Genomic DNA, 16,016 nt, shown 5'->3' on the forward strand with positions numbered 1-16,016 from the left:
TCGCGTTGACACAGGTATGACCTCGGCACTTCCCTCCGTCCGGTTCTCCATCCTGGACCGCTCCCGCGTCCGGCGCGGTCAGAGCCATCCCGCGGCCCTGCGCGACACCGTGGAGTTCGCGCGTTCGGCCGAGGAGTGGGGCTATCACCGGTTCTGGGTGTCCGAGCACCACAGCGTGCCCGGCGTGGCCGGTTCGGCGCCGACCGTGCTCGCCGCGGCCGCCGCGGCGGCGACCGAACGCATCCGGATCGGCACCGGCGGGGTCATGCTGCCCAACCATCAGCCGCTGATCGTGGCCGAACAGTTCGGCGTGCTGGAATCGCTGTATCCGGGACGGATCGACATGGGCCTCGGCCGGTCCGTCGGATTCACCAACGGCGTGCGCCGCGCACTCGGGCACGACAAACGCGACGCCGAGGACTTCGACGCCCAGCTGAGCGAGCTGCTCGACTACTTCGACCACGGCCGCGACGGCGTGCACGGCTGGCCCGCCGAGGGCCTGCGTGTTCCGGCGTTCCTGCTGGCCACCGGGTCGGGCGCGGAGCGGGCCGCGCGGTTCGGGCTGCCGCTGGTGATCGCCGCGGTGGGCGGGCAGGACCGGATGGTGCAAGCGATCGAGCGCTACCGATCCGAGTTCCGGGCGACCGTGTGGGGCGCGGAGCCCTACGTCATGGTCTCGGGCTCGGTGGTCATCGCCGACACCACCGCGCAGGCGCATCAGCTGCTGCTGCCGGAGGCGTGGTCGAACGCCTACGCACGCACCCGCGGCGAATTCCCGACGCTGATCCCGCCCGCCGAGATCGAGGCGCTGACCATGACCGAGCGGGAGCGCCGGATCTTCGAGGAGTCGCTGCTCGGGCAGGTGCACGGCACCGAGGACGAGGTCGCGGATCAGCTGGAACGTCTGGTCAGCGCAACCGGCGCCGACGAAATCCTGGTGCACACCAGCACTTACGATCGCGCGGCCCGGCTGGACTCGCATCGCAGGCTGGCGCGGCTGGTCGGCCTGACCACCGCCGAGGGTGCCGGCGTCTAGTCAATCGCCAAGGGGGAAGCGGACTTCCGCCGCGGCGTAGCCGAAGAGCCTGCGCCCGTCGGAGCGGGCGTCGATCGCGATGGTGGCGCGCCGGCGGCGCGGGTCGATCGAGGTGACCCGGCCGGTGAACTCGATCGCGCTCGTCGCGAACGGCGGAATCCGCAGGTAGTGCGTGTAATGCGCGAACTGCGCGCGAAACCGGGTGACCGCGGCCGGATCACCCAGCCAGGAGCTCAGGAACGTCGCCGCCATACCGAGTTTCAGCATGCCGGGCGCGACCGCCGACGGCAGCCCGCTCGCGGTCGCGTCCGTACAACCGACCGGATCGAGGTCGCCGACCACCGCCGCGTAGTTCTCCAGGTCACCGCGGGCGAGCCGCACGGTCCGCGAAGGCAATTCCGTGCCTACCGTCAGCGCACCGAAATCGACTGTGGTGAACGGTATTCGGGAGTCGCACGGCGGCGCGACCCGATCCGCGTCGGCCACCGTGAGCTGGCCGGGCCCGGCGGGGGAGTAGCCACGCACGGCGATGTCGCGCACGGTCTCGGCCAACCGCGGATCGGCCGGCCCGGTCCGGGCGAGCAGGGCGGTCGAGCCGGTCTGCACCGTCTCGCCGTGCTGATCGACGAGCACGCTCTTGATCGACAACACGTCGTAGTCGGCGAAATGCCGGAAGGATTCGAAATAGATGTCGCAGGTCAGCCGGTCACCCGCGACGACAGGGCGGCCCAGGTCGAGGACTTGGTCGGCATGCAGAATACGGGACGACCGATAGCCGGTGAGCACCGTATCCAGTATTTCCCGCTGCACCCGATGCAGAATGATCGAGGAGAACGTGGCGGGTGCGACCAGTCCGGGAAAACCCAGATCGGCCGCGGCGTCTGCGCTCCAATGCGCCGGATGATAATCCTGGACAGCGCGGGCGAATTCCCGAATCTTTTTCCGGCTGACGTCATACGGTGTCGTCGAACGATAACGGCGATCGACCAAGGCCCGCACCTGCTCGGCGGCATTCATCGACATATCGCGCATGATTTGCTCCTTTTACGAACCGGGGCCGAATTGCCACGTGAGGCGTGGCACCTGATCGGGTGTGACCGCGCCGACCACCTCGACGCCCGCCGCGGTGAAGGTGCCGACGGCCCGGTCGATGTGGTCGGCCGAGGTGACCACCACGGCGTCGCGCGCGCCGATCGCGCGCATGATCCGCGCCGAGCGTTCGGCGTTCTGCACGGTCGAGTCCGCGTCCGGCTCCAGGTGGATCCGCTCGGCTGGAATGCCGTGCTCGACCAGCCAATCCGCCATCGCCGCCGCCTCGGTGACGCCGTTGTGCGGGTTGCCGCCGGTGACGATGATCGGCGACGCGGGCGCGAGCAGGGCCTGCACGAATCCGGCGTGCAGGCGGTCGACCAACTCCGGGCGCATGGTGCCGTCGGGCAGTAGGCCGTAGCCGAGCACCACGATCGCGGTCGCCGGGCCGTGCAGTGCGGGAAGTGGTTGTGGCGCAGGCGGAACCAGGCTGCGCAGGACATCCGGCAGCGCGACGTCGGCCGAGCCGGTGCTGTCGGCGACGGCGGCGGGCAGGTGCACCAGGGCGGCCGCGACGGCGACGGCGCCGAACAGGGTGCGGGCGGTGCGCCGTACCGGGCACGCGCTGCCGCGGTAGTTCGAGCGGACGGAGGCGAACATGGCGGTCTCCCAGGGTTTGCCACCGGCTTCGCGCCGACGGCTGGAAAAGATTCACCCATGGTCGGCCGCCGCGCTTATTCGCTCCATGATTCCGTCATTAGTCTGGATACCTCACCGTCCCGCACGGCCACCGCTTAGAGAAAGGCACGTGCCCTTGTGCGCGGCGGTAAGCGGCCCGTCGATTGCACTGTGACTATTCCTCACCGAGCTGTTTTCCGGGGGCGGACTGTGCCGTTTAACTAACCGCGACAGCGGCTTTGGTGAGCTGTCCAGGAACCGCGACGTCTGGTGGGTTGCCCGCCGGTTCGGTTTTAGCGTTGGCGCAGTTTCGGTGTCGTCGACCGGCATACCTCGACGCCGCTACTCGAATTCTGTGCTCGACGTAGGAAGGCATGCAATGAAACGAAGTACCTTCGGCCGTTCATCGCTGACGGCGGCGGTGATCACGGGTGTCTCGGTGCTGGTCATGGGGATCGCCGGTGCCGGTGCGAGTGCCGAGCCATCCGCGCCATCGACGGAGCAGGAGCTCGCCGACTACATCGCGGCAGGCCGCCCGGCGGCACCTGTCGCGGATTCCGGCAGTTCGTCCGGCTCCGCGTGCACCTCCGGCAGCGGCGCCGGCTCGGGCAACGGCTCGGGCAACTGCTTCGGCGGCTCCGGCAGCAGCTCCGGGCTCTCCGGTGGATATGCCAGCGACACAGTCGGTTACGGCCCGCCCGCCACCGCGTTCCTGGCCGCGTTCGGCTACAGCCTGTTCAATCCCGACGCCGCGCCGCCCGGCACCAACGATTGGAACTGCAAGCCGACCGCCGAGCACCCGCGGCCGGTGGTGCTGGTGCACGGCACCTGGAGCAACGCCTACGACGCGTTCGCGTTCATGAGCCAGCCGATCAAGGACGCCGGCTTCTGCACGTTCACCTTCAACTACGGCCGCTCGAATCTGGTCCAGGGCGGCGGGCTCGGCTCGGTGCTGCCCGGGGTGAACGGCACCGGCTACATTCAGGACTCGTCCAAGCAGCTGGCCACGTTCGTCGACCGGGTGCTGGCCGCCACCGGCAGCAGCGAGGTGGACATCGTCGCGCACTCGCAGGGCGGCTCGATGTCCAACTGGTACACCAAGTTCGACGGCGGCGCGGCCAAGGTGAAGAACCTGATCACCCTCGGCGCCACCCACCACGGCACGTCGCTGGACGGGATCGGCGCGCTGGGCCGGGCGATCAACAACTTCGGCATCGACATCCTCGGCTTCATCGAGATCTTCGTCGGCCACGCGGGTATCCAGCAGACCATCGGCTCGGACTTCGTCAACCAGCTCAATGCCAACGGCGACACCATCTCCGGCGTCGACTACACGGTCATCGGCACCAGATACGACGAGGTCACCAACCCCTATGACCTCACCTTCCTGAAGCAGGGACCCGGCGCGACCGTGCAGAACATCACCCTCCAGGAGGGTTGTGAGCAGGACGTTTCCGATCACCTCACGATGATGTACTCGCCGCGCGCGCTGTCCATCGCGCTGCGTGCCCTGGATCCGGTGGGTCATCCGAACCTGGCCTGCACCTTCAATCCCTGGGTGATCGGCGGGGGCGGCGGGCTGTAGTACCCGAGGAGAACGTGCATCGCCGCGGAACCGGCCGAACCCTAACCCGCACAGCCGGTTCCGCCGCGATGCGCCACCGTCACGGTGCTCGCGGGGACAGAACGGGACCTCAACCCCGCCCCCGGTTCGGTACCCCGGTCCGTGACGAAAGTGCCCATCGGGCGGCGACCGCACGCGCCGCCCGGTGGGCACCGTGGCGTTTCGATCAGCGCGTTTTCACCGCAGCTGGAGGAGGTTTACCGCAGCTGGACGAGATTTACCCGCCATTGGCGACGTGGTTGTATCCGCTCCATGACTCGCTGTTTGCCTGTATCGATGCAACGACAGACCTCCGGCCGATCACCGATCCTGGCCGTCCTGCTGGCCGTCACGGCACTCGTGCTCGGCGGCGCGGGTCCGGCCGCGCACGCCGCACCGCGGGACGAGTCGATCGAACAGCGCATCGCCGATCGCATCGACGCGCGCGGGCGTGGCACAGCCATCACCGACTACGGCTTCAGCGCGGGCTTGTCCGGCGGATTCGCCAGCGACACAGTGGGTTCCGGTCCCGCCCAGCCGTCCTGGCTGGCCGCGTTCGGCTACGGGCTGTTCCACCCGGACGCCGCCCCGCCGGGGGCCAACGATTGGAACTGCAAGCCCACCGCCGAGCATCCGCGCCCGGTGGTGCTGCTGCACGGAACCTGGATGAACGCCTACAACAGCTTCGCGTTCATGAGTCAGCCGATCCAGGACGCGGGCTTCTGTACCTTCGCGTTCAACTACGGCCGCGCCAACCCGGCCCAGGGCGGTGGGCTGCCACCGCTGCTGCCCGGCGTGATGGGCACCGGCAACATCGAGGACTCGGCCGAGCAACTGGCCGCCTTCGTCGACCGGGTGCTCGCGGCCACCGGCGCACCCGCCGTTGACCTCATCGGCTACTCGCAGGGCGGCGCAATGGCCAACTGGTACACCAAGTTCGAGGGCGGCGCGGACAAGGTGCACAACCTGATCACCTTCGGCGCAACGCATCACGGCTCCACCATCGACGGCATCGCCGCATTGGGCCGCGCCATCAACACCATCGGCATCGACGCGGTCGGCACCAGCTCGATCGTGGTCGGTCACGCGGTCGCCGAGCAGACCATCGGGTCGGACTTCGTCAATCGGCTCAACGCCGGCGGCGACACCGTCCCCGGCATCGACTACACGATCGTCGGCACCCGCTACGACGAGATCATGACCCCCTACAACCTGACCTTCCTGCGGCCGGACCACGGCGCGTCGGTGCAGAACATCACCCTCCAGGACGGCTGCGAACTCGACCTGTCCGATCATCAGACGCTGATGTACTCACCGCGCGCCCTTTCCATCGCGCTGCGCGCCCTCGATCCGGCCGGCCACCCCGACCTCGCCTGCACCTTCAATCCGTGGCTGATCGGCGGCGGCGGGCACCTGTAGGTCCGCGTCGGCGGCGCCCACGTACCCGGCCGACAGGCTGGTGGTGATGCCGGTCGCGATGAGCGCCGCCGACGTCTTGGTCGACAGATACTCCGCCCAGGTCCGCTCCTGTGCCAGGGTGATCTCGGAGTGCGTTGTCGCGCAATGGAACAGCGCGCAGGCGACGTCGTCGTCCAGGGTGAAGATGACGTCCACGGCGACGGTGCGGTGCAGCGCGGCGGTGATCGCCGCGACCGGCCTGCGCGCGACGACGTGCTTGGCGCGCACCGTCGCCAGCGGCAGGTCACGCACCCGTGGCGTGCTGATGCCGACGACGTTGCCGTGCCGCCAGCGGCGCGCCGAAGGTCCCTCCGACTGTCCGGCCGCCTCGTGCACCGCCAGGATGAGGGCCGCTAGCTCGGCGGCCGACACGGTCACCTCGTAGGTTTGTCGTCGATTCACGATCCGTCCCCACACCTTCCGCATGCGGTCTTCTAGCCCGAGAAGATCGTGGGCGCAACAGATCTGCACGTCGACGCGGTGCCGGCCGTCGTCGTGGTCCTTTTCGTCCGCGAACCCTGACGATGTCACGATTCTGCATCGTTGTCTGTCGGTCAATCGTCCGACAGCACAAACGGGGTGGCAGCGGGTGACGCTGCGCCGCACATCGGTCGTTCGAATGATGTCGGCGTGGCTATCGCGGTGTTAGCGTCGGAGCGAGAAGAGCGGCGCGACTACAGATCGTCCAGCTCGACCAGGCCGTCCTGGAGGGCCCGCGCCACCAGCGCGGCCTTGGTATTCGCCGCACGGCCGACCGCAGCGTACTTCCCGCGAATGCGGGTGATATGCGTGTTGACCGTGCCGATCGAGAGGTAGAGCTGTTTTCCCACTTGGGTTTTCGAGTCGCACCTGACCCAGGCGACCAGGACTTCGAGTTCCCGCGCCGACAGGTGCGGGTCGCGCCACACCCCGATCCGGTTCGGGTGTGATCGGGGATCCGGAACGATGGAGGTCATCAGTTTTCCCGCTTCATGCAGTGTCCGTCGGTCCCGGTGCCGCACCTCCCCGAAGGTTGCAGACCAATAACCGATGTGCCCACTGAATATATGATCCGTTTGCGCTTCTGGGAATTCCCCAGCTCTCAGCCCGCAGGTCTGGGGTCTTGCTTCGCTTCGCGAACAAGTTGCCGGTCGTCCAGGTCGGACCGGACCGCCCCGGTGGACTCGACCTCGATCCGCAGTTCAGCGCTGTCGCGCAACAGAATCGACGCGAGTGTGGTGCGCCCGGGTGGCAGTATCCGCGCGGTGACGGTGCCACCGTCGGCGTAGTCGAGCGCGTCGCGCAGGACGGTGCGGACCTGTTGCCGAAGCTCCGGGTCGACCTCGTCGAGACCGCCGCCGTCGTCCAGCACGACGGTGACTCCGCGCTGCCGCGCACACCGTGCCGCGGCGCCGACCGAGTCATCGATCATCACACCGCCCAGGATGTCATCGCGCAACTCGGCCTCGACGAGCCGGCACTCCGCCTGCTCGTGCGCGGTGAGCGCACGGCCGGACGCGATGATCTCCAGCAGCGGCCGCGCGGCGCTGTCCAGCCGGGCGACCCGCTCGTCGCGCTCCTGCTGGGCGGCCTGCGCGGCGGCCTCGGCGGCGGCCCGCTCGGTGTCCTGCTGGCGCAGCGCGAGAATCGAATGCGCCATCGGGCGGACGACTCTGGCGAAGAAGGTGGCCATGAGCAGCGGGGTCAGGTTGATGAAGGAGAATCCGACGCCGGTGAGCCAGCCCTGACCGGTGTGCATGGTCCACGACGCGCAGACGACGATCTGGCCGAGCACGCCGGTCCAGGCCCAGAGTGGAGCGCCGCGCACGCACAGGAAGTTCAGGAACGCCGACGCCGCACCGAGGAACCAGATCTGGGTGGAGTTGGCCATCGGCACCGGCAGTTGCCAGATGGCCAGCGCGGCGGCGAGCGGGGCGGCCGCCGCGGCGGGCACGGCGAACCGAGCGGGCAGCGGATCGCCCGGCGCGCGCAGCACGGTGGTGCCCGCGGCCAGGATGAGGACCACCGCGACCGCGGTGAACCGGATGTCCCGGATGCCGTCGTCGGCGGCGAACGCCTCCGAGGTGATCGCGACCGCGAACAAGGCGCACAGCAGCCACGCCGCCATGGTTCGCATGCCGAGGATGTCGCGGACGTCGTCGCGCACGGTCCGGTCCGCCCTCACGACGCCACCCACCCGGTGCTGACCCGGCAGCCGCGGCCCGGCGCGGCATCGACGGCCGACCAGCCGCCAGGCAGCTCGGCCATCCGGTCGATGATGCTGGCGCGCAGGCCGATCCGGTCCGGCGGGACCAGCGCGGGATCGAAACCGACCCCGTCGTCGACGACATCGACCCGCACCGATTCGGCGTCGGCGCTCACCAGCACCGCGCAGGCCGCCGCCCGCGCGGTCGAACCGGCGTGCCGCTGCCAGTTGCGCAGCGCCTCGCCGACCGCGGCGGCCAGCGCGTTGGCCACCTCGCTCGGCACCGTGAGCGCGACGCCCGCCACCTGGTCGGTGTGCAACTGGACCGAGTCGTCTACCTCGGCCGCGGTCGCGCGAATGCTCGCCACCACCTGCTCGAGGTCGAGATTGTCCTGGGCCGGGCGCCCGGTGCGCAGCCGTTCGAGGTCGCGCAGGGTGATATCGGCGTGGTGGGTCAGCACGGCGGAGTTGGGTGCGCGGGAGGCCTCGAGCAGCGTCGCGATCACCCAGTCGTGCGCCAGGGCGTCGAAGCGTTTGCGTTCGAAGCGGCGCGCCTCGGCGGCGGCGGCCGCGGTGGCCTTCGCGCGCACCGTGTGCGAGGTCTGGTCGAGCGCGCGCCCGACCTGGACGAGGACCACGCACGCCGCGCAGGGGAGGGCCGAATAGGCCACGGCGAACAGGAAATCCGGCACGATCGGGTTGTGCGCGTCCGGCCCGCGGGCGTAGGCGGCAGCGATCTGGTCGACCGCCGCGGCGAGGACGAGATAGCCGAAGGGTAGGCGCCGCCAGAACAGCGCGAGCGCCACCGCGGGCAGGCCGGGTATCCAGGTGATCCACAGCGATTGCTCCGGCGGCACCACGGCGTCGACCCGCACGCTCAGCCAGCTGATCGCGGCGAACAGGTAGCCGAACGCGAAAACCACCACCGCGCAACGCATCAGGTCGAAGCGCCAGGCCAGCGCCGCGACCGCGATGAACGCGGCGGGCAGATAGATCACGATGATCGCGGACGGCGTCCACCAGGACGCGGCCAGCGATGCCTGGGTCAGCGCGGTCGGCACGGTGAGGGCCGCGTAGAACAGGCCGCCCGATCCGACGAAAAGGCCTGCGCCACGGACGAGGCGGTCCTCGGCGCTGCGCCGGGGCACCGCCGATTCGATCATCGGGGGCGTGGGTCGCCGCCGAGGAAGCCGTCCCGCTTGGCCTCGCGGTAGAGGTCGACCCTGGACCGGACCGGTCGGCCCGCCTCGGCGTAGCGCCGCCGGATGCGGCTCAGGTAGTCGTTGACCGTGTGTTCGGACAGGCCGAGCTTGTGCGCCACCGACGCCGCGGTCTCGCCGTTCGCGTAGTGCTCCAACACGTCTCGCTGCCGCGGCGGCAGATCGATGTTGGTCAGCGCCGGGTCGCTGTCGATGGCCGAGGCCCAGGCCATCGTGGCGACCTGCCGGCCGGAGGCGGCGGCGCGGATCATCGCGGTGGTGCGCTCGGCCGGGTCGCTCTTCAACGCGACGCCGAGCACGCCGGCCCGGGCGGCGGAGCGGATCAGGTCGCGCCAGTCGCCGGTGGTGTAGACGAGGACGGGGATGTCCAGGTCGTGCAGCATCTCGACATTCGCCCGCGGGCTGGAGCCGTCGGGCAGGCGCAGGTCGAGGACGGCGAGGTCGAGATCGGTTGCCTGCTTGATCAGTTCGGGCACCGTGGGCGCGATCGCGACGACGGTCAGGTCCGGCTGGTCTGACAGGATCGCGGCCAGGCCGACCGCGACCGCCTGGTGGTCTTCGACGATGCCGATCCGGCGCACCGTGCCCGGCGTCGCGTACGGGCCGGGTAGGTCGGTGACGGCCACCCCCGCCATAGTGAGCAGTCTCCGGATCACCATGAATGGAATTAAATCACTCGGTTCCTGAGGTGCCAAGTCGGGCGGTTCACTTATTCGCTTTGCGCACTAGTCCCGGGTTCGATCGAATGGTGATCGAATAGCGGTCCGGTATCGGAGTTCGTACGGCGTAAGCAGATGTCGACCGGTCGGTTCCATGATGCAGTGTCCGAATCTGCTTGTGCCAGTGGTGATCAGAGATCCGCGCCGGTGCCGCGACGTCAGTGTTCGTACTGTCCGAAACTTCACGACGGCCAATTATGCATTGGCCCGCGCAATATGGTATTCACTCACCTGGTCGTTATTTCACAGAATTTCTTCCATTTACCCATTTTGACTTCGCCGACGCGGGAATGGTTGTCGCCGGAATCCTCGATCATGGAGTGATGTCGAGTGTTCGGCGTACAGACAGCAGGCATCGGCGCCAGGCGGCTCACCAGGTGAGCACGCGGGGCGCTCCGCCGGCCCGCGGCGAGACTCAGGAGAGATGAACGTGCACTCCAGCCGGCACCCGGACCGCGCGACGATGCTGTTGTCGCACCTGCGTTTTCCGGTCGGAAACATCGGCTACGGAATTCGGGCCGGGATTTGGCTGCCGGGCTGCCGGCTCTTCTGTCGCGCCTGCCTCGCCGGAAACACCTGGGTGTTCGACGAATCCACCCGGTGCGGGGTCGAGGCGATAGTCGACTGGTTGCGGGGGTTGCCCGCCGACCAGCTCGACGGCGTGACGATCTCGGGCAGCGAACCGACCGGCCATCCGGTGGCGCTGCGGGCGCTGATCGACGGAATCAACTGCTGGCGTGCGGACTTGACCCGGCCCACCGATCTGCTGCTGTATTCGGGCCGTCCGGCCGCTGTGCTGGCCGAGCGGTTCCCGTGGCTGGGCGCGTCGGTGGACGCGCTGGTCGCCGAGCATCCGCTCGAGTCCGAGGCCAGCTGCCCCACGCTGCGCGGCGTGGCGAACCGGGAGGTGGTCGCCGGCTCGTCGCTCGGCGCGCGCCGCTACGCCACCGTCGAATTCGAGCGCGACCTCATGTCGTGCGATAGCTGCGCGCGACCAGAGCCGATCGCAGGTACCACAGCCCCGACGGTTGCGACGGGTCGAAGCCGGTGAGCTGGCCGATCCGCTTGAGCCGGTAGTCCACCGTGTTGGTGTGCACATGCAGGACCCGGGCAGTGCGCTGCCGATTGAGGTTGTTGGCGATGTGGCGCTGCAGGGTCTCCAGGAGTTCCGGGTGCTCGTCGAGCGGGTCGAGCAGCTGGCCGAGGTACTCGCGGCCGGGGCCGGGACGGGTGAGCTGGTATTCGAGCGCGAGTTCGTCGAAGCGGTACAGGCCGGGCACCGCCTCCAGGCGCTGCACCATGTCGAGCAGCTCGTGCGCCTGGTCGGCGGCGTTGGGGATCTGTTCGGGGGTGCCGTCGATCATGGTCGCGGTGATGCCGACCTGCGCGGCGTGCGACAGCTGGATGATCAGGGCGTCGTAGCCCGCGTTGTCGAAGGTGCCCGCGGGGATCAGGATGGTGCCGCCGTCGACGCTCAGCAGCGACAACGCGCTGTCGCCGCAGCGGGTGGCGAGTTCGGCCTGCACCCGTCTGAGTTTGCGGCGCGCGACGACCTGACTGTCCAGCATCGGATTGTGCTCCTCCCGATGCGGCGGAATCGCCACGGCGAGCACGGCATAGGAGGTCGCGATGGCGATCCCGCACTCGCGCGCCATGGTGGAGGTGCTGTGCCCGCCGAGCAGCGCCGAGGTCAGCGTGTGCACGGCGGTGTGGTGCTCGCTGACCACCGCGCGCAGTTCCCGGATGTAGGCGACCGAGACCGCGGAGCTGATCATGTCCAGCATCTCCAGCACCATCTTGGCGCCGTCGACCAGGCTGTCGTAGTCCTTGATCGACGCGTCCGAGATCACCAGGTCCAGGCCCATCTTGAAGCCCTCGTGGATGGAGTGGTGGATGGTGTCGATCGGCACCCCCTCGCGCGCCCAGCTCGACGCGGCGTCCTGGAGGCGCTGCAACTTCTCCGGGATGTCCTGGCCGTCGAGCATGCTGACCGCGAACTCGAGGCAGACCCTGGTGATGGTGGTGACGTCGCCGGAGATCGCGTCGGCGGGCAGCGTGCCGCAGGGGATGACGTTTTCGACGAAGTGCCCGACCATCTGCCGCGATAGCGCGCGAACGTCCTTGAGCGGGGACGACATCGGCCGGCCCGCGAGAGTCAGGCTCTGGCGCGCTGAGTTGTCGATCGACATTGACGACTTCCTTCCGCCCCCGGGAGATAGCTGTGCGGCGCATTCACACTAAACGGTCCATACCGGCTGCGGATCGATTACGCGGGTTCTATGACGGCCATCAGAGACTGGTCGGTTGGTGGTTGTGTTGCGTCACAGCATTTGTCCGCTGAATCCGGTACCGCCGGTTCTGTCGGTTGCCGGGAGTGCGGCTAGCGCTTTGGGTAGGATCGCTGCGCCGGGCCCAGTCCCAGGAACCAGGGGCTTGCCGGGCATGTGCCGCGCTGGAGAGGGTGTGCTGTACCCATCTGCCGTGCGCACGCCAGGGAAGGCAGAGACGACGCGATAGGGGGCTAGGACACATGAGACCGGCTCTGAGATGTCTTGTCTGGGAACTGGACAACACATTGTGGGACGGTGCGGTGAGCGACCGGACCAGCGGCGCGCTGCGCCCCACCGCGCTGCGCACGCTACGACTGCTCAGCGAGCGGGGCATCTGGCACGCCGTCGCCAGTCGCGGTGACCGCGAGTGGACGCTGGACAAGCTCTACCGGCACGGCGTCTACGAGATGTTCTCCGCCCTCGAAATCGGCTGGGGGCCGAAGTCTTCGGCGATCGGCCGGATCGGGCTCACGCTGGGCCTGACGCTGGACACCATCGGCTTCATCGACGACGAACCGGTCGAGCGCGCCGAGGTACTGCGCGCACTGCCCAAGGTCCGGTGCTACGCGGCGCGCAACGTGGACGTGCTGCCCGCGCTGCCCGACTTCCGGCCGGTCCTGCGCACCGGACCCAATCCGACGCCGCCGGTCGGCTTCGCCAGGGTGCCCGCGCTGTAGTAACCGCGTTGTCGCCCACGGCTATCGGGGGAGCACCGCCAGATCGAGGTGGCGCAGGCGGGCCGGATCGGCGATCACCTCGTAGCTCGCGACCCGCCCGCCGCGCACCGTAACCGCAAGGGCGAGCAGCAACCTGCCGCGCGGCGCGACCACGATGCCGACCGCGCCGCCGACCAGCGCCAGCGCCGCCACCCGCGAACGACGTTGCAGCAGTACGGTTTCCTTCGCCACCTCGGCGGCACCGCGGACCACCGCGGGCAGGCCCGCAGGCAGCGCGGCGGGATCGGCGAACCGGATCACCTCGGGTGCCAGCACGGCGAGCAAAGCGGTGAGGTCGCCGCCGCGAGCCGCGGCCAGGAACGCCTCCACCACCTGTCGTTGCTCGGCGAGTTCCGTTGCCGTAGCGGTTGATTCACCCCGCACCCGCCGCCGCGCGCGACTGGCCAGCTTCTTCGCGGTGGGCGCGGTCCGCCCGACGATAGGCGCGATCTGCTCGAACGGCAGCGCGAACAGATCGTGCAGCACGAACGCCACCCGCTCGTCCGGGCCGAGCGTATCGAGCACCACCAGCAGGGCCCGGCCGACCGAATCGATCAGCATCGCCTCGTGTTCCGGGTCGCGGTCGTACGCGGCGTCGCCGAGTTCGGCGAGCAGGTCGAGGGAATCCTCGCGGCGGGCGGCGCGCGAGCGCAGCATGTCCAGGCAGATCCGGGACACCACCGTGGTCAGCCAGCCGACCAGGTTGTCCGGCTCGTCGGCGTCCTGCCGGGCCAGCCGCAACCAGGCCTCCTGCACGGCATCGTCGGCCTCGCTGACCGAGCCGAGCATCCGGTACGCGACCGCCCGCAGGTGGCTGCGATGCGTTTCGAAACGCCGCGCCAGCAGGTCCTGAGCGGGCATCGGTCACCTTTCCGTTCGGTCATCCGTCACACGGTCGACCGAGCCGGCGCCGGTCTGCCATCACGATCGCAGACCGGCCAGCGCACACAACAGGAGGGTGTTGCCCATGTCCATCGCTTACCTCATCGTCACCATCGCCGCGGCGGCCGCCGTGCTGATCGCGTCCGGTATCGACGTGTTCCGCGCGCAATGGGTGCGGAACAATATGCGCAGTTACGGCATCCCGGACTGGACGCTGTATCCGTTGGCGGTGATCAAGGCGGCCGGAGCCGCGGGCCTGCTCGTCGGATTCGCCATCCCGCCACTGGGATTGGCCGCCGCGATCTGCCTGGTTCTCTACTTCCTCGGCGCGATCCTCACCATCGCCCGGGCCCGCGGCTACGGCGACCTGGCCTATCCCGTGCCCTATCTGGCCTTGGCCGCCGCGTCGCTGGTGTTGTTCGTCGCGTCCTGAACTACCCGTTCCGGATGAACTTGGCCGCCTGCTCGCCGATGAACACCGAGGGCGCGTGCGTGTGCCCGCGGATGAGCAGCGGCATCACCGAGGCGTCGGCTACTCGAAGACCCTGCACGCCACGCACTTCCAGGTGCGGCGTGACCACGCTGGCCACGTCCGTGCCCATCCGGCAGGTGCCGACCGGGTGGTACAGGGTGTGCGAGTAGCCGTTCAGGGTGAGTTCGAGGGTGGCCTCCAATTCCGCAGGGGCCTGCGGCGGGTAGATGATCGGTCCCAGTACGGCTTTCATCGCCGGGGCGGCGGCGATGTCGGTGCAGGTGCGCAGCCCGGACATGAGCGCGGCGCGGTCGATGCCCGCGCTGTCGGACAGGTAGCGCGGGTCGATCAGCGGTTTGGCGGCCGGATCGGCCGAGGCCAGGGTGATGCGGCCGCGGCTGTGCGGGCGCAGCAGCACGGTGGCCAGGATGACGCCGTGCTCGGTCGGATCGACCAGGCCCTCGTAGTAGAAAGGTGCCGGGGCGAAGATCAATTCGAGGTCGGGCAGGTCCAGATCGGGCCGGCTGCGCACGAATCCGTACGCCTCGCCGACGTTGGACGTGAGCATGCCGCGATGCCGGAGCAGGTAGTCGAGCAGCTGGCGCGGCTTCTCGGCGGCGAACAGCGAGTCCCCGGCCACGCCGTAGCCGACGCCGGTGACCAGATGGTCCTGCAGGTTCGCGCCGACCTCGGGCGCGTGCCGCAGCGCGCGAATTCCTTGACGCGCCAGCTCGTCCCGGTCGCCGATGCCCGACAGCATCAGCAACTGCGGGCTGTTGATCGCCCCGCCGCACAGCACCACCTCGCGGCGCGCGGTCACCGTGTGCGGGCCGCCGCCCTGGTGGTATTCGACGCCGACCGCGCGGGTGCCCTCGAACAGCACGCGGGTGGCCAGCGCCTCGCTGCGGACGGTCAGGTTCGGCCTGCGCAGCGCCGGGCGCAGGTATCCGTCCGCGGTGCTCCAGCGCCGGCCGCCGTGCTGGGTGACCATGGTTTCGCTGAAGCCCTCCGGCTCCGGGCGATTCGGCGGCTCGACGTCGAATCCCGCCTCCCGGACCGCGGCCAGGTACGCGGCGGTCAGCGCCCGGGGACTGCGCTGGCGGGAAATATGCAAAGGCCCGTTGGCGCCCTCGTCCGGATACTGTGCGTCCTCGACGCTTTCGATCCGCCGGAACTGCTCCACCGCGGCCGCGAAACCCCATTCGTCCCCGGCCAGCAACGCCCACTCGTCGTAGTCGGCGCGGAAACCGCGCACCCACATCATCGCGTTCATCGATGACGAGCCGCCGAACATCTTGCCCCGCGGCCAATAGATCTGCCGGTTCTTCAGTTCCGGCTGCGGTTCGGTCAGGTAGTCCCAATCCACTTCGGAGCGAAAGAGTTTCGCGAATCCGGCGGGAATGTGGGCGAATTTGTTCTTGTCCGCCGGCCCGGCCTCCAGCAAGACGACCGAGGTATTCGGATCGGCACTGAGTCGATTGGCCAGCACCGCGCCCGCGGATCCGGCGCCGACGATCACGTAGTCCGCGGTAAGCCCACCTGGTTGCACTATCCACTCCGATCTGCGCTGCCTACGGCAAAGATACGAGCAAGGGGTGGACCGGGGTTCGATTTCGGCGCATCGGGATAGAAGTCACCGAGTGTGGCGGTAGTGGAGCGGATAGAGTAGTGAGGCGCGTGAGGACAGT

The 16,016-nt window shown here is 68.9% G+C and carries 16 protein-coding genes; 6 read left to right on the forward strand and 10 right to left on the reverse strand.

Going from position 1 to position 16,016, the window contains the following annotated elements; all coding sequences use genetic code 11:
• Positions 1 to 16 precede the first annotated feature (16 nt).
• A complete protein-coding gene (locus ACFQ9K_RS30045; RefSeq protein WP_378719206.1) occupies positions 17 to 1,036 on the forward strand; it encodes an LLM class flavin-dependent oxidoreductase in 1,020 nt (339 codons plus the stop codon).
• On the opposite strand, the gene ACFQ9K_RS30050 is transcribed toward ACFQ9K_RS30045, so the two are convergent.
• Entirely contained in the window at positions 1,037 to 2,068 is a 1,032-nt protein-coding gene (locus ACFQ9K_RS30050) for a fused (3R)-hydroxyacyl-ACP dehydratase subunits HadA/HadB (protein ID WP_378983875.1), read from the reverse strand.
• Positions 2,069 to 2,080: 12 nt separating this feature from the next.
• Positions 2,081 to 2,725 (reverse strand): YdcF family protein, encoded by a 645-nt coding sequence (locus ACFQ9K_RS30055; RefSeq protein WP_378719204.1) that lies wholly within the window; start codon positions 2,723 to 2,725, stop codon positions 2,081 to 2,083.
• Positions 2,726 to 3,122: 397 nt separating this feature from the next.
• Here ACFQ9K_RS30055 and ACFQ9K_RS30060 point away from each other — a divergent pair, with 397 nt between their 5' ends.
• Together ACFQ9K_RS30060 and ACFQ9K_RS30065 are read left to right on the forward strand one after the other, a co-directional pair.
• The gene (locus ACFQ9K_RS30060) at positions 3,123 to 4,328 is read left to right on the forward strand and encodes an esterase/lipase family protein (RefSeq protein ID WP_378719202.1); all 1,206 of its coding nucleotides are present in this window, start codon (positions 3,123 to 3,125) and stop codon (positions 4,326 to 4,328) included.
• 315 nt (positions 4,329 to 4,643) lie between these two features.
• Positions 4,644 to 5,765, forward strand: coding sequence for an esterase/lipase family protein (locus ACFQ9K_RS30065; protein WP_378719200.1), 1,122 nt, complete (start codon positions 4,644 to 4,646; stop codon positions 5,763 to 5,765).
• On the opposite strand, the gene ACFQ9K_RS30070 is transcribed toward ACFQ9K_RS30065, so the two are convergent.
• The 5 genes from ACFQ9K_RS30070 to ACFQ9K_RS30090 form a co-directional block, all read right to left on the reverse strand.
• Positions 5,658 to 6,335: a hypothetical protein gene (locus ACFQ9K_RS30070; RefSeq protein WP_378983878.1), complete on the reverse strand. Its 678-nt coding sequence runs from the start codon at positions 6,333 to 6,335 to the stop codon at positions 5,658 to 5,660. The genes ACFQ9K_RS30065 and ACFQ9K_RS30070 overlap by 108 nt on opposite strands.
• A gap of 143 nt (positions 6,336 to 6,478) precedes the next feature.
• Positions 6,479 to 6,760: a response regulator transcription factor gene (locus ACFQ9K_RS30075; RefSeq protein WP_378719196.1), complete on the reverse strand. Its 282-nt coding sequence runs from the start codon at positions 6,758 to 6,760 to the stop codon at positions 6,479 to 6,481.
• A gap of 125 nt (positions 6,761 to 6,885) precedes the next feature.
• Entirely contained in the window at positions 6,886 to 7,968 is a 1,083-nt protein-coding gene (locus ACFQ9K_RS30080; RefSeq protein WP_378719194.1) for a hypothetical protein, read from the reverse strand.
• Positions 7,965 to 9,152, reverse strand: a complete 1,188-nt coding sequence (locus ACFQ9K_RS30085) for an ATP-binding protein (RefSeq protein ID WP_378719193.1) — start codon at positions 9,150 to 9,152, stop codon at positions 7,965 to 7,967. The genes ACFQ9K_RS30080 and ACFQ9K_RS30085 overlap by 4 nt, the downstream gene beginning before the upstream one ends.
• Positions 9,149 to 9,844: a response regulator transcription factor gene (locus ACFQ9K_RS30090; RefSeq protein WP_378719248.1), complete on the reverse strand. Its 696-nt coding sequence runs from the start codon at positions 9,842 to 9,844 to the stop codon at positions 9,149 to 9,151. Before ACFQ9K_RS30090 ends, ACFQ9K_RS30085 begins: the two co-directional genes overlap by 4 nt.
• A gap of 508 nt (positions 9,845 to 10,352) precedes the next feature.
• Here ACFQ9K_RS30090 and ACFQ9K_RS30095 point away from each other — a divergent pair.
• Positions 10,353 to 10,979: a 4Fe-4S cluster-binding domain-containing protein gene (locus tag ACFQ9K_RS30095; protein ID WP_378719191.1), complete on the forward strand. Its 627-nt coding sequence runs from the start codon at positions 10,353 to 10,355 to the stop codon at positions 10,977 to 10,979.
• On the opposite strand, the gene ACFQ9K_RS30100 is transcribed toward ACFQ9K_RS30095, so the two are convergent.
• Positions 10,897 to 12,117: a PucR family transcriptional regulator gene (locus tag ACFQ9K_RS30100; RefSeq protein ID WP_378719189.1), complete on the reverse strand. Its 1,221-nt coding sequence runs from the start codon at positions 12,115 to 12,117 to the stop codon at positions 10,897 to 10,899. The two genes, ACFQ9K_RS30095 and ACFQ9K_RS30100, sit on opposite strands and share 83 nt — an antisense overlap.
• Positions 12,118 to 12,458: 341 nt before the next feature.
• Between ACFQ9K_RS30100 and ACFQ9K_RS30105 the strand changes: the two genes are divergently transcribed.
• Complete coding sequence (locus ACFQ9K_RS30105; protein WP_378719187.1) at positions 12,459 to 12,935, forward strand: HAD-IIIC family phosphatase; 477 nt, start codon at positions 12,459 to 12,461, stop codon at positions 12,933 to 12,935.
• Positions 12,936 to 12,956: 21 nt separating this feature from the next.
• Here the strand turns inward: ACFQ9K_RS30105 and ACFQ9K_RS30110 are convergent, their stop codons facing one another.
• Positions 12,957 to 13,835 carry a sigma-70 family RNA polymerase sigma factor gene (locus ACFQ9K_RS30110; protein ID WP_378719185.1) on the reverse strand — a complete coding sequence of 293 codons (879 nt, stop codon included), beginning with the start codon at positions 13,833 to 13,835 and terminating at the stop codon, positions 12,957 to 12,959.
• A 106-nt stretch (positions 13,836 to 13,941) separates the two neighbouring features.
• Here ACFQ9K_RS30110 and ACFQ9K_RS30115 point away from each other — a divergent pair, with 106 nt between their 5' ends.
• Positions 13,942 to 14,289, forward strand: a complete 348-nt coding sequence (locus tag ACFQ9K_RS30115; protein WP_378719183.1) for a DoxX family protein — start codon at positions 13,942 to 13,944, stop codon at positions 14,287 to 14,289.
• Between the two features lies 1 nt (position 14,290).
• On the opposite strand, the gene ACFQ9K_RS30120 is transcribed toward ACFQ9K_RS30115, so the two are convergent.
• Positions 14,291 to 15,877 carry a GMC family oxidoreductase gene (locus ACFQ9K_RS30120; RefSeq protein ID WP_378719181.1) on the reverse strand — a complete coding sequence of 529 codons (1,587 nt, stop codon included), beginning with the start codon at positions 15,875 to 15,877 and terminating at the stop codon, positions 14,291 to 14,293.
• Positions 15,878 to 16,016: the final 139 nt, after the last annotated feature.

This window comes from Nocardia sp. NPDC056564 (assembly GCF_042793755.1).
Lineage (GTDB): Bacteria > Actinomycetota > Actinomycetes > Mycobacteriales > Mycobacteriaceae > Nocardia.